Here is a 26,874-nt window from a genome sequence, read left to right as displayed (position 1 = left end):
GGTGATTTTGATATAAGGTATAATATTACATGAATGGGTCCTGGCGGTATGGAAATAGTAGCAATAATCAGGCAGGGGGAGAGGGAATTCCGATGGATTCATCGTGAGCAGGATATGTCTTACATCAGAGCTTGAAAAAGGGTAAAAGTAAGTATTCATTACTTGAAAGAAAGCTTTTTATAAAAGCTTGAATGTCATAAGAAAAGGCTGCTCTTGGAAATATGAACAGCCTTTTCTTTTGTTATTTTACTATCGTCTGATTCAGTTCATGTTCCTTGATTTCCGCTTGAGGAAGAAGAGTGTTTTCAAAATCAAATTCCTGTAGGTGTTTTTCTTTTTCAACTCTGTTAGGAAGGTCCGGATTGGCAAGAGCACTGGTGCCGAGGGAGACAAAGTCTGCCTCGTTATTTTCAATGACTGCTGCAGCTTTTTCCGGAGTACCAAGCCCGCCGTTTGCAATTACCTGCAGTTTTCCATAAGTTTTTGCTGCATCGGCAAGCGTGCGGCTGTTCTCTCCAAATGCTGGAGCAGAACCGTCCCCGTCCGTAACGTGAACATAATTAAGTGAAGTATTACCAAGCGCAGAAAAAATAATTTTCGCGTCTTTCTCTCCACCCGCCCATTTGTGCTCTGAATCTGTCACCTTTATTTGGGACATTCGAATGCCGATGATATAGCTTTCCCCTACGACTTCTCGTACCTCTTCAATGATTTCGAGTATGAGGCGCAGCCGGTTTTCGATGGAACCACCATAAGCATCTTTTCTGTCATTCAAATAATCGGTCAAAAATTGATCCAGCAGGTAGCCATTGGCTCCGTGAAGTTCAACGCCGTCAAAACCTGCTTCTTTTGCCCGAAGCGCGCTTTGAACGAAGGCTGCTTTTATCTGCTGTAAATCTTCCATCTCAGCAGCTTTAGGAGTTTGGAAAGGGCCTGAACCTCCGTAAAAACTGAGCTGTTCTCCTTTAGGAGCGGCAGAGGATGGGGCGATTGTTTCCCCGGTATAAATGTTTCCCTGACTCTGGCCGCCCGCGTGCATCAATTGAGCAATCATCAGGGATCCGTTGTCTTGAACGGCTCTTACAACAGGTTTCCAAGCTTCAGTATGGGCATCATTCGCAAGTCCCGGCTGATTATTATATCCTTGGCTGTAGCTTTCATCCAAATAAATTCCTTCAGAAATGACCGCGCTGTAGCCGCATTTGGCGTAGCGTTCGTAATAGTGCTGCATCGTTTCGTTGGCCTGGCCATCCCTTTCAGCACTGATTCGTGTCATTGGTGCAACGACGAATCGGTTAGCCAATGTTTTATTTTTAATTTGGGAAGGTGTAAATAATACTTTTTGATTCATGTCTCATCATCCTTTTCGAAAAGTGGTCGAAATTTGAAGAAGGTTACATCCTTTTGGAAACATAGGAGCAATGTTATTTCTTTCTTTTGTGCAGGAAAATCTATTATCTGCAGTTATACAATGATTCTATCGTGCTGTACACGTTTAACAGAAGAACTTAAGTTAACGCCTAGCCTAGTATAATCGCCTGTTTTCTCCTATTCAACCTATCTGATTCTCTAGGAGAGACCTTATCCCACTGACTTTGTTCATTTTGCTTGAACTGAGCTGTTTTTAATGTAAGCCATGTTACATAACAAATGTCGGTAAACACTTATAATAAAGAAGTAATCTACTATATAGGAGGCCAAATCATGAGCGAAAAAATGAGATTTGAAGTATCAGGAAAAGCAAAAAATATGACTGCTGAACTGCAGGCTAAAAACCACACGATAATTATTGACGAGCCGGCAGAAATGGGAGGCGCGGATAAAGGTCAGGATCCGCTTTCCAATATGCTTGCTTCGCTTGCTGGCTGTGAAAATGTGATCGCCAATATGGTCGCAAAGGAAATGGAATTTGATCTCCAGGGCATCGATTTCGAAGTGTCCGGCGAACTGGACCCTCGCGGTCTGATGGGGCAGGAAGGCGTCACGCCGTACTTTTATGATGTGCAGATTCAAGCAAGTGTGAGCACGTCAGAATCAGAGGAACGAATCCAGGAGCTAAAACAGAAAACGGACGCGAGATGTCCGGTCTATACGACATTTGAAGCCGCTAATATTCCTATTACGGCAACGTGGACCCGTGCGTAATAAAAAACCAGCTCTCACAGAAAAAAGTTCTGTGGGAGCTTTGTCTACTTATATGAATCTCTATGTTGCAACGTATCTTAATAAACCTTCTGCAAATAATAATATAAAGGTTCGTATACAAAGAGGACCGCTGGGAAAGACGGCGGCTCCTGAAGGATAAGGAGTCTGTCTGACACGGATGTCATGGTCGTTGTTTGTTTTTTACAGAATAACCTTCTATTATAAAATGGAGTCATATAAAAAATAATACAGAAAGCGAGATGAAGGACATGGTAAAAGCGCTGTATTTGAACGGATCCCTAAAGAACAGCAGCGAGCCTTCCCACACATCGGGCCTGCTTCACAAAGCAACGGAATGGTTTACTCACCTGGGGGTGGAAACAGAAGAAATTCGTTTAGCGGACTACCGTATCCTTCCCGGTATGGCACCGGACATGGGGGAGGGGGATGAGTGGCCGCAAATCATGAAAAAGGTGCTGGCGGCTGATATTTTAATCGTCGCCACGCCCATTTGGATCGGAGAAAAAAGCAGTGTCTCAACGCTTGCGATGGAACGGTTATATGCCTCCAGCGGAGAAAAGAACAGCGAGGGACAGGCGATTTATTACAATAAGGTGGGAGGGGCCGTCGTAACGGGGAATGAAGACGGAGCGAAAGAATCAGCAAAATCGATTCTGTACGGGCTTTCCCATATCGGCTTCACCGTTCCGCCGAATGTGGACGCCTACTGGGTAGGAGAAGCAGGGCCGGGGCCGTCTTACCTGGAAACCGGGCAGGACAACGCCTTCACGATCAAAAATACCAAAATGATGGCCCACAACCTCGTTCACTTTGCCCGTATGCTGAAAGAAAACCCGATTCCTGCAGAAGGGAATACAGGAGAGTAAAGAAGATAAATGCGGGAAATGCAGGGAAAACCTTAAAACGTCTCTTTCTTTAAAAACGCACTGGCAAAATGCCTGAAGGAACGTGAAATTGATGAGCTCTTTAGAATTTATAAATATAATATACGAGGAGGAATACGAATGTTGCTCGACAAAATTGAAAATATCACCTTAACTGATTTAGAAGGAAATACCGTCTCTCTGCATGATTTTCGCGGTAAAAAGACGTTAATTTTTATGTGGGCTTCCTGGTGACGATGCAGAGGACAGCTGCCAGGGTGGCAGCAGCTATATGATAGAAAAAAAGGGGAGAATTTCGAAATTTTATCCGTAGCGGTCGATGGCCAGGGTCCCGGGACCGTAAAGCCTTTCGTAAAAGAAACGACTTTTCCTACGGTAATAGATGAAAACAATCAACTAGTAAATTTGTTTCAGTTCAAAAAAATCCCTAATGGAATATTTATGGATGAAGAAGGTACGATTCGACTGCTCAAAGAAGGATTCGATGTGGCAGACCCTGCGGATGTCAAAGCGGTGGAACAGTTGATCAGCGGGGAAGTAGAAACGGTGACTTTTGATAAAAGTCATAATGGCAGCCAGGAAACAGGTCTTGAACTTCAGCTGGCCCAGACAAAATACAAACTAGGGATGGAGTACGCCAGACAAAAGAGAGACACGGAAGCGTTGAAAGAGCTGGACGATGCTATTCTATTGGACCCGGATAATTTTACGATACGGAAACAGCGCTGGCAGATCCGTTTCCCGGAAAAATTCGTTTCTGAAATTGATTTTGACTGGCAGCAGGAGCAGCTTCAAAAAGAAAAAAAGCAGGAAGATCTTCATAGAAGCCAGGGACTGGTCTGCGGGCCGGATGGCTGCTTTCTTCCTGGAAGCTAAGTAAGGAACTCCGTAGCATCAATAACAAAACAGAAGAATAGCAGATTTCAATAGAAAAAACCACTGGAGGATAAGTTGTTCTCCGGTGGTTTTTAGATTAAAGGAACAAATAAGAGGTGGCTTTCAATACATAGATTATGGATCCTATAAGAGATAGGTGATATCTGAGGCAGTGGTTGGGTACGCGTACAGCATCTTTTTGACCTCTTTGGCTGGCAAACGAAATTGAATGGCTGTCGCAAAATGATTAATTAACTCATCAGCTTCGTGACTGAGCAAATGCGCTCCAATCACAATGTCATTTGTTTGATCTACCAAAATTTTTGCGAAAGCGACAGGTTGATTGGTTCGCTTATACGTAAACCAGTTAGTCACATCAATGTGGTTGAGTTTGTAGTCAATATTTTGGAGAGAGGCTTCTTCTTCTGATAGCCCGACAGATGCTAATTTAGGAAGCGTGAACACGGTAGTGGGCATTACCTGTTCCGTAATGGGGCGGGAATTTCCTTTCAAGAGATTAGACGCAACGATGTGGGATTCCATTCCTGCCACAGGAGTAAGAGGTTTCCCTTTGGTAGCTGTCACATCACCAGCGGCATAAACATGAGGGTTGCTGATGCTTTGTAGATACTCATTGACTTCTATTCCATCTATCCCTGCTTTGATCCCCGCGTTTTCTAGGTTTAACCCATCGGTATTTGGCTTCCTGCCAGCGCCATGAATAATAAGGTCGGCTTTAAATTCTTTAGTTTCCTTTCCTTGGTTTCCGATCACCCTGTATCCTGTCGTTGTTTTTTGAATTTCTTTCACTTCTGTTTGAAGATGTAAATCGATCCCAATTCCTCTTGAATAGTCAACTAATTTGTTCACTAAATCTTTATCAAATTCTTTTAAAGGACGTGCCCCTCGATGAAGGATTTGGACATTTGCACCGGATCTTCTGGCAAGATGAGCAAACTCAAAAGAAATGTATCCGCCTCCGATAAAAAGGAGGTTCTTTGGTAACTCTTCCAATTCCAAGAATTCGTCACTGTAAGTAAAATACTCGCTTCCTTTAATAGGCAGCTTTACCGGACTTGCTCCGACAGCGATTAAAATATACGTTCCTTTTAACGTTTCCTGATTTACTTGAAGCTTGTTCTGCTCAATAAAGGAAGCGTGACCATGATACGTATCGATCCCTTGCTTCTGTAAATTTTTATTTCTCCTATCGGGAACATTGTCAGTAAATGTTTTTTTAAACTGCATTAACTCATTCCAGTGTATTTGAACGGCTCCTTTTACTCCAGCGTTCTGTAGGCGTTGGACACCATCTATATACTCTGTGATTCCGACCAGCACTTTCTTGGGATCACAGCCTCTTAATGCACAAGTACCGCCAAAAGGAAGCTCGTCAACCATCGCTACTTTCCACCCTGCTTTGTTACATTTCATCGCTGTTACAGAACCTGCAGTTCCACTGCCGATCACAATCAAGTCGTAGTCTTTCATCATATGTTTCCCTCCTCATTACTTATTTTATTCTCCTTTCCATTACGCACGCTGAAATATACCATGTACTTTGTTTCCAATCTATATTGATAGTAAAAACAGGTGCAATTTTGCTTGGTGGTCATTTAAATTTTCCTTTGAATCAAATAATAATTAAATCAATTTTTAAAGTTATTAATTTAAGTAACCGTTCTCTACAAATTTCATCTACCTTCATTTTGTGTTCATAAAGGAAGCGGAGGTCCAGATACCTATTTATTTCATAAAGCATTACCTTTTTAAAGAAATGAATAAAACGATATACCCCTTTTTATAATATATATCGTGATGCAGTCAACATAATGTAACCCAGCTTACATAATAAAGAGAGCATCTTACTTAATATAGATTGTAAGTAAAAGGGAGGGGAAGAAGAATGTCTTTGCTCCAAAAGCCTCTTAGTTGGCTCCAAAATCATCCTGTTCTTTATAAAGGTCAACATTTTCATGTTGTAGGTTTTGGCGTATTTGCCTCGTTAAATGCGATGACCATTCTATCTGTTTTCCTATTCTACATACATTGGAATGGGTATCCACCAGGCTTGCTAGAACTATGGCTTCTGCCCCTTTCTCTAGTTTTTGTGTGGCTGGGCGCCCGGGCCATGCACTTGATTTCTTTAGGAAGAAAGTTCTGGGAAAACCCTTTAAAATACCTTAAGGAAACGTGTTTTTATCTTCAGGGAGGCATTGCAGGTGCGTTTCTATGGTCGATCATATTTGCCCTTATCACCAGTATACCAACCAGCATCATATGGGATGGACTTGCTTTAGGTACGTTAGCCGGACAAGTCTTTGGACGTATCGGTTGTTTCAACTACGGATGCTGTTTTGGAAAAGAAACACATCTTCCTATAGGGTTCGACTACCAGAATCAAGATTCCAAAATACTCAGAATTCATCCGCATCTGAAAGGAAAGCCGGTACACCCGGCTCAATTATACAAAGCGGGCATGAATGCGGTCGCAGCTTTAACGATCGTTGTTTTACTTTCGACGACCGGTCTCCCTCATGGGGTCCTCGTGGTTTTCTTTTTCATTTATCACGGAATGTCCCGTATAGTATTTGAATATTTCCGCTATGACATTTATATTCACCATGCGCGTAACTGGATCACGTATCGTTTTGCTTTAATAGCCATCGTTTGCGGGGGGATATTAGGAATTGCAGGGCCTTATATCGATGCTAATTTTTATGCTCTATCTCCCCGCGAGAACACTTTTATCCCTTCTTTTTTCTCGTATTATTTTCAAAACATAGGAATGGCAGTTGTAATAGGCAGTATTGGGATCGTTGTTTTTATAAGTTATGGAATTCATGGAAAGAAATTAGGAACGTTGCCGTTTACAAATAGGGAGGCGAACACAGTTGAAGAAAAAAGTGATTATTATCGGAGCAGGCCCTTACGGAATAAGTCTCGCCTATGAATTGTGGCGAAAAGATATTTCATTTGAAATAATCGGCCAGCCTTTCGATTTATGGATGAAACATACGATGCCGAAGATGGCTATACGCTCAGACAGGCACAGCAGCGAGATATATTCTAAAGACAAAGCATTTGATTTAACAAAATTTATTTACAGGCATGAACCAAAGCAGGCAAAGAAAATTTTAAAAGATCGTCTGCCCTCTGAATTGTATAGAGATTACCTGCGGGATGTGCTGGAAAAACTCCCCTTTCCAATTAAGAAAGAAAAAGTGGTCGATGTGCAAAAAACCACTCGTTCGTTCGTCTGCCGGACAGAGTCGGGTGAATTGTTAGAGAGCCATTCCGTCATCGTGGCAACAGGTATTGAAAATCATAAAGTAGTACCGGACAATTTAAAAAATAATGTACCTGTTATTCACAGTTGGGATGTTGGAGACCACTTATCAGTGGAAGCCAAAGATATACTGCTCATTGGAGGCGGCCAATCAGCAGCCGAAGCAGCCGAACATTTTTCAAAAACAAACCGGGTAACATGGGTGATGAGGAAATCTCCTATTTTCTACTCGGAGCCAATCAATTTACCGAAACCGCTTTTTAAAGCTGCTTTATTGTTATCTCCTTATTTTTATTTCTTACCTAAAGTGTTCAAAAAAAGTCTGGGCAGAAAGTTTGTTGAAACAACCATTACGCCGGATATGATGAAGGTGCTTTCTAAAGACAACGTAACCCTTTTATGCAGTGAAGCAGAAGCATTAGATCTTTCGAGCGAATCAACACAGGCATACTCCCGGACCCTGCAGACAAAGTTTGATTTGATACTCGCAGCCACAGGGTATCGTTATGATCTGGAGAACCTTTCTTTTTTAGGAGAAGAAATCAGGAAAAATGTCGATACAAACGACGGTATACCTGCGATTAATTACAACTTTGAATCGAGTCTTCCGGGCCTCTATTTTGTAGGCGGAATTGTGGAACCTTCCTACGGACCTGCCCAGCGATTTCTAATGGGGGCACGCCACGTCACCCACAGACTGGGAAAAGTATTATGAAGAGCAGTCCGTTAGTCTCTCTTGATTTGGGGACGCACTCCACCATTTATGCTATGCGAGAAGATCTTCAAAAACCAGCAGGAGGTAATAAAGTACGGAGGTTTCGAGCTTTTCTCGATAGAAGACCCGATGCTGAAAGAATCGTTGCGCTTTCTGATCCAGGTTCTCATACCTTTCTGGTTCTTTCGAAAATGCAGAGTAGTTATCCCCATATAAAAGAATGGATATTTCTGGAGCGAAGGGCCCCTGTGACGAAGTATCAAGAGAAGAACAGGCGTCACTATATGAATAAAGAAGGAATTTTTGTTAAAACAGATGCTTTTTTGTTTCAGCTTATAAAACGGGAGAAATACCGGAGGCGAAACGACTTAACCACCTATTTTCTTGGAATAGGCGGATCCACGAATGAGGACCCGAATCCTTTCATAGAAGCCTTCCATGAGTGTGAACGTCAGATCAGCAGGAAAACGTCCGGGCTGGTTCATCACCTTTTACCAGTGGCTTCAGGGGAAATGCTGCAAGGTCTGGTCGAGGGGGCGAATACTGTCTCTGGAGAACATCAATTTACTGCCGTCTATACAGGAGATCCGCTGGGAAAGCATCGTATGGAGTGGAAGTGGAAAAAAACAAGTAACGTGGAAATTCTGCATCCCGCTGGATCAGGGGAGGAAGTAGAAAAGACAATAAACTCTTTTTATCAAGCAACATCTATCAGACTCGATCCGATCCATACAGGAAGAGCTGTTCATCAATGGATGCACGAATTGCCAAAAAGTCTGCCTACGGTTCTTTGGATTACCAATCCGTATATATTTGGTTAAATACATCAAATAACTAAAGGGAGAGAATGAAAATGATTACTAAAATCAAAGATCGACTTTCGCAATATTTTGCTAAAAAAGCCATCGAAAAACACGGAACAGAAATCGTTTCTCCGCTGGCTGCCATTCAAAAACCCCGTTCTGAATGGAAAGTAGCCTTTTTAACTACCGCAGGCATACATTTAAAAGAAGAAAAAAAATTCAACGTGAAAGCAGGCGACTGGAGCGTACGATTCATCCCTTCTTCGTCCCAACATGCCGATTTGACTGTTTCTCATACTCACTATAATACGAAAAATGCGCAAGAAGATGTAAATACCGTATTTCCTATTGAAGCACTGCAGGAGCTTTCAAGAAAAGGCGCAATTGGGACACTGGCGCCTACGTTTATCGGCATGATGGGATATATCCCCCGCACGAGAAAATTATTAAAAGAAAGTGTTCCGATTATTTTAAAGCAGCTGAAAGAAGAGGAAGTAGATGTATTATTACTTTCCCCCGGCTGATATATCTGTCATCAATCGGTCGGATTGATACAAAAAGAAGTAGAAAAGTCTGGAATCGTCACGGTCTCCATGACACATTTCCCGGATCTGACCACCCTTGTCCATGCCCCAAGAGCGCTGCATATTAAATTTCCGCTGGGGAGTACTTTCGGTGAACCGGGCAGAAAGGATTTACAGCAAAAAATAGTACTGGAGATGTTACATGCGGCAGAAACGTCCAGCCAGGAAAAGATCTATTCGTTACCATATCGGTGGAAACGGGATTGATTCTTTGGAAAAGATAATAATACCGCAATCATGGGAATGTAAGCTGACTTACAGTTATATAAGGAATAAAAAGGGTAAAGTGAAAGATAATAGAAAAAGGAGGTTTTATCATGGCTCTACCAGAAGGCAAAATGGATGTCAACCTTTCAAACACCGCTGTGGTGCTTACAGATCCACAAAATGACTTCTTACGGGAAGACGGGGTTGCCTGGAAGCTTGTAGAAGAAAGTGTGAAAGAAAATAATACGATTGAAAATTTGGAGAAACTGTTAAAAGCTGCAAAAGCGCAAAAAATGAAGTGCTTTATTTCCCCCCATTATTATTATCCTTATGATCACGATTGGAAATTTGCTGCACCGTTGGAAGAAATGATGCACAGCGGCGGAATGTACGACCGGAAAGGTCCTCTGACAATGGAGGAGTTTCGGGAATCGGGTGCAGATTTTTTAAATGTGCTGAAACCTTATATAGAAGATGGAGAAACGGTGATCGCAAGTCCTCATAAGATTTACGGACCAGAGAACAACGATTTAATATTACAGCTTAGAAAACACGGCATTCAGCGGGTCATTCTTGCAGGTATGTCAGCAAATCTCTGTCTGGAATCACATATGAGAGAATTTTTAGAGCAGGGCTTTGAAGTAGCTGTAGTCACCGATGCTACGGCAGCAGCCAAACTGCCGGACATGGATGCGTATGCAGCGGCAATGATTAATTTTCGAATGATTGCGAATGCTATGTGGACTACAGAAGAAGCGATAGAAAAAATTGCTTCTTCCTAAACGCATAAATAGTTAACAATTCCTAAAAGAACACGAGTTCATTTATGTGTTCTTTAGAAGGGTAGCTACCTGCATTATGGCAGGAAGAATTACGGTATTTTCCTAATGGGTTAATGTTCCATAAGCTTTAATCATTAAAAAAGGGGAAGCGCTCTCTTGAGTAACTGCTTCTCCTTTTTCTATAACGGTAGAAATAAAGAAGATTATCTTAAGAGGAGGAAACAAAATGACTAATAAGACAATGACAGCGGAAGAATTCAAGCAGCGCCAGCAATCAGTAACATTGGATGGAATTGTAGATGAACCGGTAAAAGTGAATTATACAGATGTGGGATCGGGTCCTGTTATCATGCTGCTGCACGGAATTCCTACATGGTCCTATTTATATCAAGCGGTTATTCCAGAGTTAGAGAAAGAATACCGGGTGATTTCACCGGATCTGCTTGGCTACGGCTTTTCCGATCAGCGTGACCGCTTCGACCGCTCCCTGCATGTCCAGGCAAAATTGGTCGTGAGATTGATGGAAAAACTTGAATTGGAGCAGATACATCTTGTTGCTCATGACATCGGAGGCGGAGTCGGGTTACTCCTTGCACTCAATGAGCAGGAACGAATAAATAAACTCGTTCTCTCCAATACCGTGGCTTACGACTCCTGGCCGATTGAAGACATGCTGATGATGGGGCATCCATCGGGTAAAAATAAAACTTCTCAGGAAATAGAAGACTTTCTTTCAAACGGATATAAAGACATGTTTTCGCATCAGGAGCAGCTGACGAGCACCTTTTTAAAGGGGATTATGGAGCCTTACTTACATGAAGAAGGCAAAGTGAGTCTCGTTCGAAATGCTTCTGCATTGAATACAAATGAAACTACTTCTTTTACGCATAAACTTCCGAATATTCAGCATGATGTTCTTCTATTATGGGGAACCAAAGATCCTTGGCAGCCTGTAGAAACGGGAGAAGAGCTGGAAAAAGATCTGCCGAAGGGACAACTCGTAAGAATAGATCACGCTTCTCACTGGTTACCTCAGGAGGCGCCGGAAGAGTTTGCAGCAGAAATTAAAAAGTTTATAAAGGAGGAAATATGAAACTTTTAGCTTCCGGGGATCTTCAGGAAAGATTTGCAGTGATGAGGGAACTTTCTGAAAAAATCACAGCTCCGCTCGAACGGGAGGACTACGTGTTGCAGGCAGTAGAAGAGGTGAGTCCTGCAAAGTGGCATCTTGCGCATACGACATGGTTTTTCGAAGAGTTTATTTTATCGAAATGGATTGCAAATTATGAATTTTACTTAAAAGATGCCAGGAAACTATTTAATTCCTACTACGAAACGTTAAGTAAACCGTTTCCACGTGATCAGAGAGGATTAATTTCCCGGCCGACCGTAGACGACATCTATAACTACCGCGCAATAATAAACGAAAGAATGAAAGATCTTCTGGAAAGTGCAGTAATAACAGATGAACTGCAGCATTTAATGGAGCTGGGTATCCAGCATGAACAGCAGCATCAGGAGCTGCTTCTCACCGATATTAAATACAATTTATCCATTAATCCTCAGGAACCGATTTTTAAAAAAGAAGCAATAGAGCATGGGAAGGGGCCAATTGAAAAGTTTCAGTGGCTCACTTATGGGGAAGGATTGGTATCGATTGGAACGAACAACCATCATTTTTCCTTTGATAATGAACGGCCCAGTCACTACCAGTATCTCTACGACTTTCAACTAGCCAATAGACCTGTCACAAACAAAGAATTCTTAACATTTATTGAAGATGGCGGGTATAAAAAGCCGGAATACTGGCTTTCCGATGGATGGAAGATCGTCCAGGAACAACAATGGGAAGCCCCCCTTTACTGGAATGAGGTAGAAGGTACCCTTTATACGTTAGGGGGAAGAAAAAGGATACCTATGAACAGACCAGTACAGCATGTAAGCTTTTATGAAGCAGATGCATACGCCAGGTGGGCTTCCGCGAGACTGCCATCGGAAGCAGAGTGGGAAATTGCACTTGGGAAAGACATGAAGGAAGGGACAACGCTTGAAGAAACACTGGAAGGTAAAGTAACGAATCTACCTCTTGCGACAGGACATGTTTGGGAATGGACAGCAAGCCCTTATACTTCCTATCCTCAAAGTGCCCGTCCCGATGGCGCACTCGGGGAATATAACATGAAATTCATGAGTAACCAGATGGTTCTGCGGGGAGGTTCGGCTTATACACCTTCGGGGCATATACGACCTACGTATCGGAATTTTTTCCCGGCAGATAAACGCTGGCAGTGCACAGGCTTTCGTCTGGCTAAAAATGGAGGTCAAATATGAGACAAGCAACGTATGAAATCATCGACTTTCATCCGTCCCTTACATCGATGAAAGAGGAAGTGAGTTTTGGTCTATCTCAGACGCAAAAGGTTCTGCCGCCAAAGTTATTCTATGATAAAAAGGGAAGCCACCTATTTAATGAGATTACGAAACTACCCGAGTATTACCTTACAACAGCAGAAAAACAAATCCTGAGCCGACATCGTCAAGATTTAGCATTAAAAATGGGGGAGCACTGCACGATTATTGATTTCGGCTGTGGAAATGAAGAAAAAGTCCAGCTGCTTTTCGGTGCTTTATCAAACATCACGGCTTATGTACCAGTCGATATTTCTACGGCAGCCCTGGAGCAGACACTAAAAGAAATGAGAATCTCTTTTCCTGATCTTTCCATCAAAGGCGTACGAGCAGACTACGGGGTTTCCATGTCTTTTCTTGATCACTTTCAGAACGCCAAGCGTGTCTTCACTTTTTTCGGTTCTACTTTAGGGAATTTTTCTCTAAAGGAACAAGAGGATTTTCTTCAAAAAGCAGCTTCTCATATGAGGGAAGGGGATGGGTTTTTATTAGGAATAGATTTGAAGAAAGACAAGCAGGTATTGGAAGCTGCTTACAACGATTCCGAAGGGATCACGGAATCTTTCAATAAGAATGTACTAAGAAGGATGAACAAGGAATTGGCTATGAATTTCGATCTTTCCAAGTTTGAACACGTAGCCTTCTATAATGAAGAAGCAGGAAGAATCGAAATGCACTTAGTAAGTAACACGGTTCAGCAGGTCTCCCTCGATAATGATACCTTTACGTTTAGAAAGAACGAAACGATTCATACCGAAAATTCTTATAAATTTTCCGTGGATCAGGGTGTTAACTTACTAAAAAAAGCAGGACTCACAACCGACATGATTTGCGAGGATGAGAACAACCAGTTTTGTATGCTGTACGCCGTTCAATAATAAAAAGTCTGATGGGTGAAAGAAGGATGCATGCGATGAGTGGTATGATGAATGGTTCTATGATGCTTGGAATGATTCTTTGGATTGTATTTGTGGTCGGAGTAATCATTTTAACAATTTATGTAGTAACAAAGGTTGGTAAGAAAACGCAAAGAAGCAATAAACAGGATACGACCAACATAACCGGTTCCGGTAAGCAAATCCTTGACGAAAGGTATGCCAATGGAGAAATTACAGAACGGGAATACCGCCGAAAAAAAATGATGATCGAAGAAATGGATTCCAAATAAAAAGAAGGCTCCTATGACTTTATATAGCCAAATGAATATATAGCACGACTACCCTTAAAATTCTATACTTCGTTTTAAACGAATAATGATCATACGGAGCTTGTAAGGAAGCGTTTCAAAACGAACACACACGAAGTTAATAATAAAGTTTAAAAGAGGATACCGGCGATATTTATGAAGGAGGAAGTCAATGACTACGAACAAAACATTTGTTTTTGATGTGTATGGCACGCTATTTGATGTTCATTCTATTGGAAAAGCATGTGAAACGTATTTTCCAGGAAAAGGAGAATCTATCAGCGAAACATGGCGGCAAAAGCAGATTCAATACACATTTTTACGACAAGCCATGGGTAAATACGCTCCTTTTTCTGAGGTGACAAGAGATGCCCTACGCTTTGCGGCGGATTTACATGGTCGTCCCTTATCGCTTAAAGAAGAAGACCGGCTATTGGAGGCTTATCAGTCGCTTTCACTATTTCCCGAAAGTCTGGAGGTCCTGAGCCATTTGAAAGAAAAGGGTCATACTTTAATTATCTTTAGTAACGGTGACCCTCTGATGCTGCATCCGTTACTGAAAAAGGCACAGATCACCAATTATATAGATCATATTCTGAGTGTTGATACGGTGAAACAATATAAGCCAACACCCGCAGCCTACCACCTTATTTTAGATACAATAGAAGAGCCCAGGAGCGACATTGTCTTCTTGTCCAGCAATGGCTGGGATATCAGCGGAGCTAAAGCTTTTGGGTTTACCACGGCTTGGATTAATCGAAGTGCTCAGCCGGTGGAAGGTCTTCACCAGCCGCCTCATTACGAATATTCAACGCTGAATCCTTTGCCTACTTGGTAATATCGCATCCTTAGATAAAAACGATACAAACGGGAAAATACCAAGAGAATGTCAACACCGAATATGTACAAGGTAAATTCTTTGCTTAAGAGCTATCGTATTTTTATAATAAAAAGGGAGGTTTTCTGGATATGGTCATCCAGGGAAACATGTCACCAAGGGCCATTGTTGAAGTTTGGGAAGAGACACGACTTATTTTCAAAAGAAACCTTATCCCCTTAAGTGATAAGCCATTAGAAATATTGATTGAACCTGATGATCTGCCTTCTCTTCTTATAGAATTAAATGATTTGATTGGCAGCTCCTCTGTCACTTGTATAGATGGCGGTTGAAAAAGTCCATTTAATAAGGAGTAGGTTACTCCTTGAGTCATCCTTCACGGTATAAAATAGTCAATTAAAAATATGATTTATACCCGTTCTGGCATTTTAATAACGAATGAGTTAACATAATCCAACTTATCAGAACCATTAATAAGAGAGAAGGCTGACGGAATCAGTCTTCTCTCTTTTTTATCTATAAAAACCGGTATACTCTCATGACCGGGATAATCAATCATTTGAACCAATTTCATAATATACTGTTAAGTTATTTTACGAACGTGTTGTCCGTTTATAATGTAACTATTCATATATAAAATCAAATGATTGAAACGACAGACGGTGACTCCGGCGGGGTAAAGCGAAGTCTGAAAATCCATTCTTCCAGGGATCAGCCCTGGAAGAATTAGTTGAAGACGAGCCCTGCGGAAAGCATCCGTCTGGAGTGGAAATCATACACAATGTTCGAAAATCCCTGTTTTAAAGCAGCTGACCTCACTATACTATATAAAAACACAGCCTCTCTAATACGTACTGAACCTGGTGATTTTCTGCAGTGTGTAAAGAAAGTATTTAAACGCAGGATGGGAGGGGGCATATCCCTCGTAGGCGACTGTGAAAACGGCATCCTCGTTATTCCATATGCGGTGAAAATAATCATCCACGTCCGTCATAATGTCCGTATCCGCCGGAGCGGTAACGCTGATATTGCTTTCCAGATTAAAATCATCGAGATTCCGTTTCGTAAAGTTTGCAGCGCCTGCAATGACATTTCTTACTTCTCCGCGGTCTGCATACAAAATTTTAGAGTGATACTGTTCGTCCTGCGTATCATACCAGCGGACGTTCATATTTTCTCCTCCGCGCCTTGTCAGTTCACTCGCTACCGGCAGGTTGGGTATACCAATTTTGTCCTGGCCGAAGGCGTCCTGATTGGGGTCTAAAACAATATTCACCGTGACACCGCGGGAAGCAGAATGTAACAGGTTTTCAATAATATCTCGGTCGGACAAGTAAAACAGGCCGCACCAGATCGTATCGCCTTCTTCTGAAGCATTAATAACTTTAAGCAGTGCCTGCTTCGTTTTTCCTTCGGTAATCATTTGTGTCTGCACCGGTCTGTCTTCTTCTTCGCCCGTTACGATCCACTCATCCAGCTCTTCTTCGGTCGGAAAACGGCTGAGATCGCCATCGGAAAAGGCGGCTACTGCTTTTTCGGATTCCACTATATCCCGAAGCGTTTCTCCCTGCACCTTGATGCCAATGTTGGAATGATAAGCACTTGCGTCATGCGGATTGGCAGACGTAATAATGCCGGCATTTTCACTCACTACGGTTTTGCGGTGGTTTGCTTTTGTATTCGCAAGCTTTAAGTAAGAGCGAAGTGTGGCGTCAGGGGCATCTTCTCCAAACACATTCGGGAGCCAGCCGCTGCCGCTCTGACCAAACCACTGCAGGCCGATCCGCCAGAATCCGGTATAAAGATAATTGGAATCTCTTAATCGGGTTAAATCTGTATAAATGACTTCTGCTCCTGCTGCTTCCAGCGGAGCAATATGCTCTGATTCGTGAGAAAAATACGTCGTATTGATCGGGTCGGTAATAAATACGACTTTCAGCTCCGGATTTTCTTCCAGCCTTGCTTCAATGCGGTCGGTAAATTCCCGGCTCAGCTCCGGAAAACTCCCATCTTCTGTCGAAAAGTCATTGACTAAAAACATATCTATGATTAAAAAGTGCTCCGCTTCGTCGATCAAAGCAAATATTTCTTCGAAAATTTCCTGTTCATACACTTCTTCGTCCTCTTCATTTTTATAAGTAAGGTCATAAAGAAAAGATATTTCTTCTTCTGCTACCATCCGGGGCTCCCCAACGTAACTTACATTTTCCGGAAGAGGTTTCAGCTGATGATAGACAATAACGCCAAAATATAATATGCCGAAAACAGCGGCAGCGATCCACAGCTTTTTTTTCATAACTAACTGCTCCTTTCGTTCAGGTGCTGTTAATACAAGGGAGATTTCAACGACTGAAATAAATTATCTGCAGGGGCGCCAGTGAAATTTATCCAGGGTAAAAAGAAATTACAGTTATTTTACACGTCTGCTGATGATTCATTCAGGTGAATAATTTGCGTACAGGAGGCGGGGAGGAAGGGTTTAAAGTTTTTATTTTTTCGCCTGCCGTGGAGAAAGGAAGAATGGTGGCTCTTCTCTTACTAAAAATTCAGCATTTTTGTTTCATGGATGCTCTCCTTTTTTCGAGTATATACAGGAAGAGCAAAATATTAATTGTATTATATTGGATAATGATCACGCCTGTATGATAATAACTGTAACAAAATGGGACTATATGTTATATACTATACATAAAAGAGCAGATAATTATGGGTGTTAATGGTAATGAAAATGAGTGGAATTCCATTCTTACAGCTCTTCTGATAATGGTTCCGGCTCTACTTTTGGAATTTAAAACATAAGTGGTTCGATAGGGAGCAGGGCAGCAGGGGGGAATTCCTGACGCTGTTTTTCCAAATATGAACAAGATGGAATGTTTGATGACTGGCCGAATAAAAGCAGAGGAAGTAAAAGTTAAAGCTGAGACTCGTCTTGTAAAGCGGAAAAAGTAAAACTTGAAACTGATCTTTCCACCATTTCTTCGTGAATTAACCTTCTATTCCTGTCTTTATGCCTGGTTAAAGTTAAGTGGCACTTCTCTTATTATGAAGCTGCAGCTGGATGTGAGAGGCTGAGATTGTTAAAAACTCGCAAAGAAGGAGGCATCATATTCATGACAAAAATTGGTATCATTACGGGGAGCACACGGCCTGGACGCAACAGTCTGCAGGTGGCACAATGGGTAAAAGCCATTGCGGACCAGCGAGGAGACGCGGCATATGAAATCGTGGATCTGGCAGATTACAATCTGCCACTGTACGCAGAACCTGTTTCAGCGGCTTACGGTCAGGATTATCAGACGAAGGAAGCCATTCCGTGGAGTGAAAAGGTGGCAGAACTCGATGGTTATGTCTTCATTTGTCCGGAATATAACCGCGGTGTGACGTCTGCGCTGAAGAACGCCATCGACTATTTATACTACGAATGGAACAACAAAGCGGCTGGCATTGTCAGCTATGGGACTGCAGGCGGGGTTCGCGCAGCGGAATCGCTTCGCATTATCATGGCAGAGCTTCAGGTCGCAACCGTACGGGCACATCCTTCCATGTCATTATTCACGGATTTTGTTAAGGGGAAAGAGTTTAAACCAGCAAAGGTCCATGAAAAGGCGGTTAATACGATGCTGGATCAAGTTAATGCTTGGACAAATGCGCTTCAGCCATTGAGAAACCAATAAGAAATGTCTAGAAAGAAGCAGCCAGAGAAAGTTCGGGTTTCTTCTTTCTTTTTTTATTGGTGAGATTCATGAATTGAGCAGAAAGGTGCAGTTTCTATGCTTTGTATTTTTCATAGGGCAGGCCCACCATTTTAAATTATGATAGGAAAAATTTGTATGGTTACAATACGAGAAACATGAGATAATTGATGATACAACGTATCTGAAACTGCTGTTTGACACGTAATCTGCACTTCCGAGGAGGAGATTCGTATGACAGTTCGTTATAGCACGATTCTTGTTGCAGTGGACGGATCGAACGAATCGAAACGAGCGTTTCGAAAAGCCGTCGTATTGGCAAAAGACCACGAGGCAAAGCTGCTCTTAGTTCACGTCATTGAAACAAGAACGACTGCTGCCAGGGGACACTACAGCGAGATTGTTTTTCCTGAAGTGGAGAATCTTGCTATTACTATGTTGAACGAGTATAAGGAGCTTGCTGAAAAAGAAGGTGTCAAGGACGTTAAGGAAATTCTCGAGTACGGCTCCCCCAAAGTGAAAATTGCAAAAGATGTAGCCAAAGAGCATAATGTGGATTTAATTGTAACCGGGGCCACCGGTTTAAACGCCGTGGCACACTTTCTCCTGGGCAGTGTATCGGAGCACATTACCCGCCATGCCGCCTGTGATGTGCTGGTCGTGCGTACGGAGACAGAGAATAAATAACAATGAAGCTCTCCCATCGATATTACCGGTGGGAGAGCCCTTTCATGATTATAAACTGAACTAATTATCTAAGCAGCTGGCGCGCAGGACGTTAAAAGCGATGCGGGTTCTTCATTAGGAAGAAAGAAGCTCCTGTTTTTACGGGCATACGTTCTTAAATGATCATAAAAACGTAAGTACCGGCAGGATTTCTGGCAGAAAATTGTTCGTTATCACGGATGTAAGTTGTCTGCTTTTTTTAAAATTGTAAATTATTAGGCTTAATTTATATGGTTTCCAAAGGTAAAACATGAGATAATCGATAGTGTAAGGTATCTGAAACTGCTGTTTATCACTCAATCTGCACTTACAAGGAGGAGATTAGTATGACAGTTCGTTATAATACGATTCTTGCTGCGGTGGACGGATCGGAGGAATCGAAACGAGCGTTGCGAAAAGCCATCGTACTGGCAAAAGACCACGGTGCAAAGCTGCTTTTAGTTCACATCATCGAGTCCCTTACAACTATTGCTGCAGGGCACGGTTACCAGAGGATTTTTCCCGAATCTGACACGTATGCCAGGGAAATGCTGAATGAGTATAAAGAGCTTGCTGAAAAGGAAGGGGTCAAGGAAGTCACGGAGATTCTCGACTACGGTTCCCCGAAAGTGAAAATTGCAAAAGATGTGGCTAAAAAGCATAACGTGGATTTAATTGTAGCTGGAGCTGCCGGTGCAAACGCCGTGGAACAATTTCTCATAGGAAGTGTAGCACAGCATATTACCCGGTACGCGGCCTGTGATGTGCTGATCGTACGTACAGAGACGGAAGATAAATAGAAATATACGGAAAAGAGAGCTCTCCCGTCGATATTAACGGCGGGAGAGTCCTTTCATGATTTGTTTATAATACAAATTGAACTTATTATCCAACCAGCTGGAACGAATACCGTTAGAAAGTGCTGTGGTTTTTTAATAGGAAATTAGAATACAGACCGTGCAGGATAAAAAGTAATACTTCTCAAGCAGCTGCAGTGAACATGAGATGGACCGAGGCGAATAAAGACGAGCGACTGTGCCGGCAGGATTTCGTAAAGAAAATTGTTCGTTATCACGGATAATCATTCTCCTCTTTTTGAAATTGTAAATTATTAGAATATATCTATATAGTTTTCAAAGGTAAAACATGAGATAATTGACAGTATAAAGTATCTGTAACTGCTGTTTGGAACATAATCTGCACTTACGAGGAGGAGATTCGTATGACAGTTCGTTATAACACGATTCTTGCTGCGGTGGACGGATCGGACGTATCGAAACGTGCGTTCAGAAAAGCCATCTTGTTGGCAAAAGATCACAATGCAAGGCTGCTCTTAGTTCACATTATCGAGACCCGTACGACGGTTACTATGGGACACTTTAACCAGACGATTCTGCAGGATAACGAGAAGTCTGCCATCGCTATGCTGCATGAGTATAAAGAGCTGGCTAAAAAAGAAGGTGTCAAGGACGTCAAGGAGATTCTCGACCACGGTTCCCCAAAAGTAAAAATTGCGAAAGATGTGGCCAAACAGCATCACGTGGATTTAATTGTGGCCGGGGCCACCGGGTTAAACGCCGTGGAACACTTTCTTATAGGGAGTGTATCGGAACAGATTACCCGCCATGCCGCCTGTGATGTGCTGATCGTACGTACGGAGACAAAAGATAACTAGGAATTGACGAAAAGAGAGGACCGGCCCGTCGATGTTTTTGATGGGTCAGCCCTTTGATTGTGTTACTTATCACTTCTTACTTAGCATTTTCCAAAAGTTATAAGAAGCTGCCTGCCAGGGGAGAGGAGATCTGCTTTAAGCATATCTTCCCTTTTTTTTTGTCCCTTCCTCCGTTCAGTCCTAAACTTGCTGTTAGTAAACCGGTTAAAACCTTACCGAATAAAATTTCTATCCATGAAAAGCCGGATTTATTTACAGATGAGCGGAGTAACTAAACAATTTATAAAGCACAAATGAGGCTGGGGTAAAACGCAGCTGTGAAAGAGAGTTCTCTCCTCGGAGAGCTCTCTTTTTTTGATCGGATATCAAGTGATGGAGGCAAAGCGTCAGCTGATAGGGAGAGTCTGTCCCCCGGTGGATTTGTCATTATTGCTATTCCCACAGCTCTCCCGCTGTGGCAGGTCCTCCGTCGATTCATCCTGAAAGAAACCCTGCAGAAAGCTGCTTCCAGAGAATGACGCCAGCCCACAGCAGACCGTGGTGTAAGAATCCTTACATCCCAAGGCGTGAAAGGCAGGAGGGAGGGAGGGGAGCCGGCAGTCGAAGCAGTTGACTTAGATTTGAATTATCACACCGTTTTAATCTGGGTATAACCTGAAGTTATCACTCCATAACGAAGGTGTATTAGCCATTAAGAGAATCTGTATTCATACTAATATTTAGAGAGCACACGCTTCAGTTTCAGCAGGACGCTTTCCTGCTGCGTATATAAGTACATTTCTCTCTTTAACGGGGTATCTTCCAAAGGAATGAATACTACACCTTTATAGTCAATCTTCTCCACCATTAACGAAGGTAAATAAGAAATGCCGTAGCCTTGAGAAATAAACCCCGCAAGCGCATGGTAGGAGACCTCTATAAATTCCGGTGCCGCTACGCCGTGTGTTTTTATCAGTTTACGAATATTTTTATTCATCGGTGTATGTGCCGGTGGAAGCAGGTTGGTGTAACGGAAACATTCTGTAATAGGAATGCTGGTCCACTGTGCGAGTGGATGATCTACGGGTACCGCCGCATAAAAGATATCGGTGAACAAATGGGTGGAAAACAGCCACGGATGCTCCGGATAATCCTGTACGACCGCGGCATCTATTTCTCCCGTTTCCAAAAGAGGCAGTAAATCGAGGCTGTCGTCCCTGATGGTTGTTAATTGAAGTGTTTCTGTACTTGTCTGATGAATGTAGTCAGGGTAATAGTAAGTAGCCAGAACGGGATCACTGCCAAGCCGGATGGAGGAGTGCTGCGTATGTTTAACGAGCATCGATTGCAGCGTCCGGTAAATTGGTTCCACATCCTGATAGAAATCTTCGCCTTTCTTCGTAAGCTTTATTCCACTGGAGGAACGAAGAAACAGAGAAAAGCCCAGGCTTTCTTCAAGTTTTTTTATTTGCTTACTCAGTGCCGGCTGCGACACGAAAAGTGTTTCAGCGGCTTTTGAAAAACTTTTTTCTTTTGCAACGATTAAAAAATTTTCCAGCATCTGCATATTCATTGTTTTATCACGTCCTATAATTTGGAAAAGGAGATTTATTCATGTGGAAATACTATCTGCTCTTAAGCGGCTCTATTATTCTGGAAGTAATCGGAGCTTCTTTTATGAAATTGTCAGACGGCTTTTCGAATACTGGAGCCAGTATTACATTTATCGTACTCTACTTCCTTTCTCTTGCACTGTATATCATTTTAACAAAACGAACGGAGCTCGGCATAGTGAATGCACTGTGGTCCGGAGGAGGTACCGTATTAGTGGCAGTGTCAGGAATAATGTTTCTGCAGGAATCCTTTTCCATGACAAAATTTTTCGGTATCGCCTGCGTTGTAATTGGTGTCATTGGATTAAACCTGCCTAAAAGAAAGAAGCACAAAGAAACAAGAAAGTGGAAGGAGGCTGTATAAATGGGTACGTTATATTTAGTTGTCAGCCTTGTTTTTGCCATTCTTGGCAACGTTGCGGTCAAGCTGTCCAGAGGATTTGAAAAGAAAATCGCCAGCGTGCTCGCGTTTGCTTTGTTTTCGATTTGTTTTTATCTTCTTACGATGAGCCTGCAGTATATAGATATTAGTGTTGCTTATGCCACGTGGGCCGGGGTATCGATCGCTGCTACAACAATAATAGGAATCTTACTCTTTAATGAAAGGGCAGACATGAAAAAGAACCTTTCTATTCTGCTTATTCTTGCCGGCGTGGTGCTTCTTCAATTTACCAGGTAGGTCTTATTAGTATATTACGGAAAATTTAATATAGTCTGTAAATTGAAGAGGGATGTATTCAAGCAGGGTGGTAAACCGATCTGTTAACCGGAGTGCTTCAAGCTGCAGCAGGACTGCAGCTTGAAGCGGAGGCAGCTGAAAAGCGGGCTGCTTTATTACCCTGAAAATAATCATTTTTTGACAATATATTTAGCCAGTGGATGAATGGCAAAACTTTGCAGCAATAGAGAAAGTATAATGATACTGAAGCTGATCGCTGTAATTATTTCACTCCCGGATCCGCCTGTTTCCTGTACCTTTAATATTAAATAAACGGAAATGGCTCCTTTCACGCCGGAAATACTTATTAAAAAACGCTCTTTACGAGAAGAAGGGTGTCTGGAAGGGGTGAGCAGCAGCACACCTTCTACAGTTATCCACCGAAACAGGAGCATAAACAGAAACAAGATGACGACGAGGAGCCAATAGCTGTGAAGTAAAGTCGGAGCAGCAAGAATACCGATCATAAGAAAAAGAAGGGATAATATGGATAACTCCAGTATTTCCCAAAAATCGTCAAGTGCTTCCCGAAAATGTGTTTCTTTTTTGCTTTGATAAAACGTGCGGGAGAGGACAAGGCCTGCCGTGACGACTGCAAGTACTCCTGAAACATGCACAGCTTCAGCAAGAAAGAAAACAGCATAGGCTAGAATGATACTCAGCATAATTTGATAGCTTTGTTCATGGGTGAAATGCACCGCCTGACTGAAAAGCCATCCGCCGGCCAGGCCGATGGCTATCCCGCCAAGAGAAACGTAGAGCAGTTCCGTACCTGCTTCCACAAACCCTGGCGGCTGCTGATGCGTATACCAGCTGAGAATAAGCGTAAAAGCAACAATACTTGTTCCGTCGTTGATCATAGATTCGCCCTCCACAACGGAGGTGACCAGTTCATCATTTAAATCAGCAGAAAGAATGTTTACGACAGAGACAGGATCCGTAGGGGTAAGAATAACTGCGATTAATAATGCCGCCGCAAAACTTAAAGAAACAAAAAAACCTGCAGCGGCGTATATAGTCAGGCCGGTAAGCAGTATGGCAACTATAATGCCAATTGTACTGAGAGAAATGATCATGCTTTTATATCGGTTCAGCATAGATACGGGAAACTGATAGGCACTGACAAATAGTAATGCAGGCAGCATCACATGATAAATAAATTCTTCAGAAATAGTCAACTGAGAAAAAATCGGTATCACGGATAAAGCAAGACCAATAAGTACAAGCATCGGAGGAGCAGGAAATGTTTCTTTTTTCTTATCAAGTGTATAAACTAAGTAGCCTATAAAAAGCAGGATAAGATATGGATATGCTTCCTGCAGCATAATTATTCCCCCTTTTCTTTCAAGATATTGTGTATGTAATAATTCGAGCCAATTCTGCATTTCAACAATACCCTGAATTTATTCGTAGAATAGATGCCTCCGCTCTGCAATCGTCTACCAAACCGAGCGATGATCTTCTAAATGACTTCTCTTACTTATAAGGTAATCTTTTAGGCATTTTAAACAAAGACGTTATAAATCAGTGACTCTTTTAAATAGTAAGGTTTTCGCTTTCAAGGCAAGGTTTTCTTCTTGGAGAATGGGAATGTAAGCCATCTCATACCGTTTATACCCGGTTAAAAGCAGATACAAGCATCCGGCAGTCCTTCGGTTATCACCTCGTTTCTTGAACTTCTTTGAGTTAACGCTGCGTATTTATTGGGGATTCATCTTCGGCGGAATTGTTTTCTATACCCGTTTTTGGAAGTTTCGGAAGCTTTCATACATCGTATAATGGTTAAAAAATTTTTGGGAGTTACTGCGGATAGAAGAGAGACCACTTTCTCATTGTTTAAGCTGTTGGAAGAAATCATCCTGTGGAGAAGTGATTTTCCAATTGATATAAATTGCTGAATGGGCTTTATAACTGGACTAAGCCATGTTTTTTCTTCCCCTTTTATACCAGGTGTACTCCTCGTCTGAAGCACAAATATTTCCATCTTCATGAAGAAAGCGGCTTATTATCACGGGTTATATATGTCTCCCTTTTCCCGTTGTAAATTTTTAGGGGGGCTATGTGGTTTCAAGTGGTAAAACATGAGGTAAAGGGTAGTATAAGGTATTTTAGACTACTGTTTGGAACGTAATCTGCACTTTCGAGGAGGAGATTCGTATGACAGTTCGTTATAATACGATCCTTGTGGCGGTGGACGGATCGGACGAATCGAAACGAGCGTTTCGAAAAGCCATCGTCTTGGCAAAAGATCACGGTGCAAAGCTGCTCTTAGCTCACATCATCGAGACTCTTACAACTGCTGCTGCCGGGCCCGGCAGCCAGGCTGTTTTTCCCGAAGTTGACGAGAAAGCCCGCGGTATGCTGCATGAGTATAAAGAGCTGGCTGAAAAGGAAGGCGTCACGGACGTTAAGGAGATTCTCGACTACGGTTCCCCGAAAGTGAAAATTGCAAAAGATGTGGCCAAAAAGTATCACGTAGATTTAATTGTAACTGGAGCTGCCGGTTTAAACGCTGTGGAACAATTTCTCATAGGAAGTGTATCACAGCATATTACCCGCCATGCCGCCTGTGATGTGCTGATTGTACGTACAGAAACGAAAGATAAATAACCATAAGCGAAAAAGGGAGCTCTCCTGTCGATACTGTCGGCGGGAGAGCTTTTTCATGATTATAAATTGAACTTTTTATCTGCACAGCTGGAACGAATGCCGCTGGAAAGCGCTGTGATTTTTTAATAGGAAATAAGAACAAGACCGTGCAGGATATAAAAGTAATACTTTTCAAGCAGCTGCAGTGGACATGGGGAGGCTCCCGGGCAGATACGGATGAAATGAAGATCTTTCCCGACCGGCGGGGAGTAATAGATCAGCTGAATCCCACCTCGAAAGCTTCCCTATGGAAACGAAAGCGGCTGTTTTCTTCCTTTTTGTAACAGCTGTGATCCAGGTTTAAAACATAAATAGTACCGTCTTTGTAAAGGAAGTTACTTGTTATCATGGAACGTATTTACTTCTCTTTATTCGACGGGAAATCTCATGGGGACATCTATATGGTTTCAAATGGAAAAACATGAGATAATCGGTAGTATAAAGTATCTAAAACTGCTGTCTGTAACGTAATCTGCACTTACGAGGAGGAGATTGATATGACCGTTCGTTATAACACAATCCTTGTCGCGGTAGACGGATCGAACGAAGCCAAACACGCGTTTCAAAAAGCCGTTCTGTTATCAAAAGTCCACGAGGCAAAGCTGCTTCTGGTCCGCATCGTCGATACCCGTAAAACGGCTGCTGTGGGACGCTATAGCCAGACTGATTTTCCTGAAGTTGAGGAGTATGCCAAAAGCATGTTGAAGGAGTATAAAGTGCTTGCTGAAAAGGAAGGGGTCAAGGACGTCGCGGAGATTCTCGACTACGGTTCCCCAAGAGTGAAAATTGCTGAAGATGTGGCGGCAAAGCATAATGTTGATTTAATTGTCGCCGGGGCTACTGGATTAAACGCCGTGGAACGCTTTGTCATGGGAAGTGTATCGCAGTATATTACCCGGCACGCCGCCTGTGATGTGCTGATCGTGCGTACAGAGAAGGAAGATAAATAGAACTATACGAATAAAGGGGGCTGTCCCGTCGGTGATATCGACTGATGGGAGAGCCCTTAAATTATTTGTTTATTACTTTATTTTTTGAGTGAAATTAACTTCCGTCATATAGAATGATTATCCTTTGTCATACGGGCATACTATATCATGCTGA

30 protein-coding genes are annotated in these 26,874 nt (G+C 42.4%); 24 read left to right on the top strand and 6 right to left on the bottom strand.

What is annotated here, in order from left to right; all coding sequences use genetic code 11:
• Positions 1-241: 241 nt before the first annotated feature.
• Positions 242-1,351 carry an NADH:flavin oxidoreductase gene (locus C6Y45_RS07820; protein WP_107584680.1) on the bottom strand — a complete coding sequence of 370 codons (1,110 nt, stop codon included), beginning with the start codon at positions 1,349-1,351 and terminating at the stop codon, positions 242-244.
• Positions 1,352-1,704: 353 nt separating this feature from the next.
• Between C6Y45_RS07820 and C6Y45_RS07815 the strand changes: the two genes are divergently transcribed.
• The 4 genes from C6Y45_RS07815 (at position 1,705) to C6Y45_RS07800 (ending at position 3,926) form a co-directional block, all read left to right on the top strand.
• Positions 1,705-2,145, top strand: coding sequence for an OsmC family protein (locus C6Y45_RS07815; RefSeq protein ID WP_107584679.1), 441 nt, complete (start codon positions 1,705-1,707; stop codon positions 2,143-2,145).
• 269 nt (positions 2,146-2,414) lie between these two features.
• A complete protein-coding gene (locus C6Y45_RS07810) occupies positions 2,415-3,032 on the top strand; it encodes a flavodoxin family protein (RefSeq protein ID WP_245922612.1) in 618 nt (205 codons plus the stop codon).
• A 138-nt stretch (positions 3,033-3,170) separates the two neighbouring features.
• On the top strand, positions 3,171-3,284 hold the full coding sequence (locus tag C6Y45_RS18185) for a peroxiredoxin family protein (protein ID WP_107584677.1): 114 nt from the start codon (positions 3,171-3,173) through the stop codon (positions 3,282-3,284).
• Positions 3,285-3,455: 171 nt separating this feature from the next.
• Positions 3,456-3,926: a tetratricopeptide repeat protein gene (locus C6Y45_RS07800; protein WP_245922611.1), complete on the top strand. Its 471-nt coding sequence runs from the start codon at positions 3,456-3,458 to the stop codon at positions 3,924-3,926.
• A gap of 144 nt (positions 3,927-4,070) precedes the next feature.
• Here the strand turns inward: C6Y45_RS07800 and C6Y45_RS07795 are convergent, their stop codons facing one another.
• Positions 4,071-5,420 (bottom strand): dihydrolipoyl dehydrogenase family protein, encoded by a 1,350-nt coding sequence (locus tag C6Y45_RS07795; protein WP_107584675.1) that lies wholly within the window; start codon positions 5,418-5,420, stop codon positions 4,071-4,073.
• A gap of 412 nt (positions 5,421-5,832) precedes the next feature.
• Here C6Y45_RS07795 and C6Y45_RS07790 point away from each other — a divergent pair, with 412 nt between their 5' ends.
• The 11 genes from C6Y45_RS07790 to C6Y45_RS07735 all read left to right on the top strand — a co-directional run bounded on the left by C6Y45_RS07790 (position 5,833) and on the right by C6Y45_RS07735 (position 15,071).
• The gene (locus C6Y45_RS07790; RefSeq protein WP_107584674.1) at positions 5,833-6,879 is read left to right on the top strand and encodes a prolipoprotein diacylglyceryl transferase; all 1,047 of its coding nucleotides are present in this window, start codon (positions 5,833-5,835) and stop codon (positions 6,877-6,879) included.
• Positions 6,821-7,930, top strand: coding sequence for an NAD(P)-binding domain-containing protein (locus tag C6Y45_RS07785; RefSeq protein ID WP_160058227.1), 1,110 nt, complete (start codon positions 6,821-6,823; stop codon positions 7,928-7,930). The genes C6Y45_RS07790 and C6Y45_RS07785 overlap by 59 nt, the downstream gene beginning before the upstream one ends.
• Positions 7,931-8,214: 284 nt before the next feature.
• On the top strand, positions 8,215-8,751 hold the full coding sequence (locus C6Y45_RS07780) for a hypothetical protein (protein ID WP_107584672.1): 537 nt from the start codon (positions 8,215-8,217) through the stop codon (positions 8,749-8,751).
• Positions 8,752-8,783: 32 nt separating this feature from the next.
• Positions 8,784-9,257 carry a glycine/sarcosine/betaine reductase selenoprotein B family protein gene (locus C6Y45_RS07775; protein ID WP_160058225.1) on the top strand — a complete coding sequence of 158 codons (474 nt, stop codon included), beginning with the start codon at positions 8,784-8,786 and terminating at the stop codon, positions 9,255-9,257.
• A 377-nt stretch (positions 9,258-9,634) separates the two neighbouring features.
• The gene (locus C6Y45_RS07765; RefSeq protein ID WP_107584669.1) at positions 9,635-10,306 is read left to right on the top strand and encodes an isochorismatase family protein; all 672 of its coding nucleotides are present in this window, start codon (positions 9,635-9,637) and stop codon (positions 10,304-10,306) included.
• 226 nt (positions 10,307-10,532) lie between these two features.
• On the top strand, positions 10,533-11,399 hold the full coding sequence (locus tag C6Y45_RS07760) for an alpha/beta fold hydrolase (RefSeq protein WP_107584668.1): 867 nt from the start codon (positions 10,533-10,535) through the stop codon (positions 11,397-11,399).
• Complete coding sequence (gene egtB / locus C6Y45_RS07755; protein ID WP_107584667.1) at positions 11,396-12,637, top strand: ergothioneine biosynthesis protein EgtB; 1,242 nt, start codon at positions 11,396-11,398, stop codon at positions 12,635-12,637. Before C6Y45_RS07760 ends, egtB begins: the two co-directional genes overlap by 4 nt.
• 47 nt (positions 12,638-12,684) lie before the next feature.
• Positions 12,685-13,593 (top strand): L-histidine N(alpha)-methyltransferase, encoded by a 909-nt coding sequence (gene egtD / locus C6Y45_RS07750; protein WP_160058221.1) that lies wholly within the window; start codon positions 12,685-12,687, stop codon positions 13,591-13,593.
• A gap of 35 nt (positions 13,594-13,628) precedes the next feature.
• Positions 13,629-13,883: an SHOCT domain-containing protein gene (locus C6Y45_RS07745; RefSeq protein ID WP_160058219.1), complete on the top strand. Its 255-nt coding sequence runs from the start codon at positions 13,629-13,631 to the stop codon at positions 13,881-13,883.
• Between the two features lie 190 nt (positions 13,884-14,073).
• A complete protein-coding gene (locus C6Y45_RS07740; protein WP_107584664.1) occupies positions 14,074-14,739 on the top strand; it encodes a haloacid dehalogenase type II in 666 nt (221 codons plus the stop codon).
• Between the two features lie 131 nt (positions 14,740-14,870).
• Positions 14,871-15,071, top strand: a complete 201-nt coding sequence (locus tag C6Y45_RS07735; RefSeq protein ID WP_107584663.1) for a hypothetical protein — start codon at positions 14,871-14,873, stop codon at positions 15,069-15,071.
• 512 nt (positions 15,072-15,583) lie between these two features.
• Here the strand turns inward: C6Y45_RS07735 and C6Y45_RS07730 are convergent.
• On the bottom strand, positions 15,584-17,035 hold the full coding sequence (locus C6Y45_RS07730) for a phospholipase D family protein (protein WP_107584662.1): 1,452 nt from the start codon (positions 17,033-17,035) through the stop codon (positions 15,584-15,586).
• Positions 17,036-17,849: 814 nt separating this feature from the next.
• On the opposite strand from C6Y45_RS07730, the gene C6Y45_RS07720 reads away from it, so the two are divergent.
• The 4 genes from C6Y45_RS07720 to C6Y45_RS07705 all read left to right on the top strand — a co-directional run bounded on the left by C6Y45_RS07720 (position 17,850) and on the right by C6Y45_RS07705 (position 20,811).
• A complete protein-coding gene (locus tag C6Y45_RS07720) occupies positions 17,850-18,413 on the top strand; it encodes an NADPH-dependent FMN reductase (protein ID WP_107584660.1) in 564 nt (187 codons plus the stop codon).
• A 252-nt stretch (positions 18,414-18,665) separates the two neighbouring features.
• Positions 18,666-19,118 carry a universal stress protein gene (locus tag C6Y45_RS07715; protein WP_107584659.1) on the top strand — a complete coding sequence of 151 codons (453 nt, stop codon included), beginning with the start codon at positions 18,666-18,668 and terminating at the stop codon, positions 19,116-19,118.
• A gap of 365 nt (positions 19,119-19,483) precedes the next feature.
• Positions 19,484-19,936 carry a universal stress protein gene (locus tag C6Y45_RS07710; protein ID WP_107584658.1) on the top strand — a complete coding sequence of 151 codons (453 nt, stop codon included), beginning with the start codon at positions 19,484-19,486 and terminating at the stop codon, positions 19,934-19,936.
• A gap of 422 nt (positions 19,937-20,358) precedes the next feature.
• Positions 20,359-20,811, top strand: a complete 453-nt coding sequence (locus tag C6Y45_RS07705) for a universal stress protein (protein WP_107584657.1) — start codon at positions 20,359-20,361, stop codon at positions 20,809-20,811.
• 712 nt (positions 20,812-21,523) lie between these two features.
• On the opposite strand, the gene C6Y45_RS07695 is transcribed toward C6Y45_RS07705, so the two are convergent.
• Positions 21,524-22,363 (bottom strand): LysR family transcriptional regulator, encoded by an 840-nt coding sequence (locus C6Y45_RS07695; RefSeq protein WP_107584655.1) that lies wholly within the window; start codon positions 22,361-22,363, stop codon positions 21,524-21,526.
• A gap of 41 nt (positions 22,364-22,404) precedes the next feature.
• Between C6Y45_RS07695 and C6Y45_RS07690 the strand changes: the two genes are divergently transcribed.
• On the top strand, positions 22,405-22,767 hold the full coding sequence (locus tag C6Y45_RS07690; protein WP_107584654.1) for a DMT family transporter: 363 nt from the start codon (positions 22,405-22,407) through the stop codon (positions 22,765-22,767).
• On the top strand, positions 22,768-23,082 hold the full coding sequence (locus C6Y45_RS07685) for a DMT family transporter (protein ID WP_107584653.1): 315 nt from the start codon (positions 22,768-22,770) through the stop codon (positions 23,080-23,082). It begins immediately after the preceding gene.
• A gap of 170 nt (positions 23,083-23,252) precedes the next feature.
• On the opposite strand, the gene C6Y45_RS07680 is transcribed toward C6Y45_RS07685, so the two are convergent.
• The gene (locus tag C6Y45_RS07680) at positions 23,253-24,446 is read right to left on the bottom strand and encodes a cation:proton antiporter (protein WP_160058217.1); all 1,194 of its coding nucleotides are present in this window, start codon (positions 24,444-24,446) and stop codon (positions 23,253-23,255) included.
• A gap of 386 nt (positions 24,447-24,832) precedes the next feature.
• A complete protein-coding gene (locus tag C6Y45_RS17460) occupies positions 24,833-25,111 on the bottom strand; it encodes a hypothetical protein (RefSeq protein ID WP_160058215.1) in 279 nt (92 codons plus the stop codon).
• Positions 25,112-25,278: 167 nt separating this feature from the next.
• On the opposite strand from C6Y45_RS17460, the gene C6Y45_RS07675 reads away from it, so the two are divergent.
• The 3 genes from C6Y45_RS07675 (at position 25,279) to C6Y45_RS07670 (ending at position 26,720) form a co-directional block, all read left to right on the top strand.
• A complete protein-coding gene (locus C6Y45_RS07675) occupies positions 25,279-25,731 on the top strand; it encodes a universal stress protein (protein ID WP_107584651.1) in 453 nt (150 codons plus the stop codon).
• A 146-nt stretch (positions 25,732-25,877) separates the two neighbouring features.
• Positions 25,878-26,054 (top strand): hypothetical protein, encoded by a 177-nt coding sequence (locus tag C6Y45_RS17455; protein WP_160058213.1) that lies wholly within the window; start codon positions 25,878-25,880, stop codon positions 26,052-26,054.
• Between the two features lie 213 nt (positions 26,055-26,267).
• Complete coding sequence (locus C6Y45_RS07670; protein WP_107584650.1) at positions 26,268-26,720, top strand: universal stress protein; 453 nt, start codon at positions 26,268-26,270, stop codon at positions 26,718-26,720.
• The last annotated feature ends 154 nt before the right edge of the window (positions 26,721-26,874 follow it).

Origin of the sequence: Alkalicoccus saliphilus (genome assembly GCF_003044065.1) — a bacterium.
GTDB lineage: Bacteria > Bacillota > Bacilli > Bacillales > Salisediminibacteriaceae > Alkalicoccus > Alkalicoccus saliphilus.
Note: the sequence above shows the minus strand (reverse complement) of the source record. Positions and strands in the feature narration are given on the sequence as shown.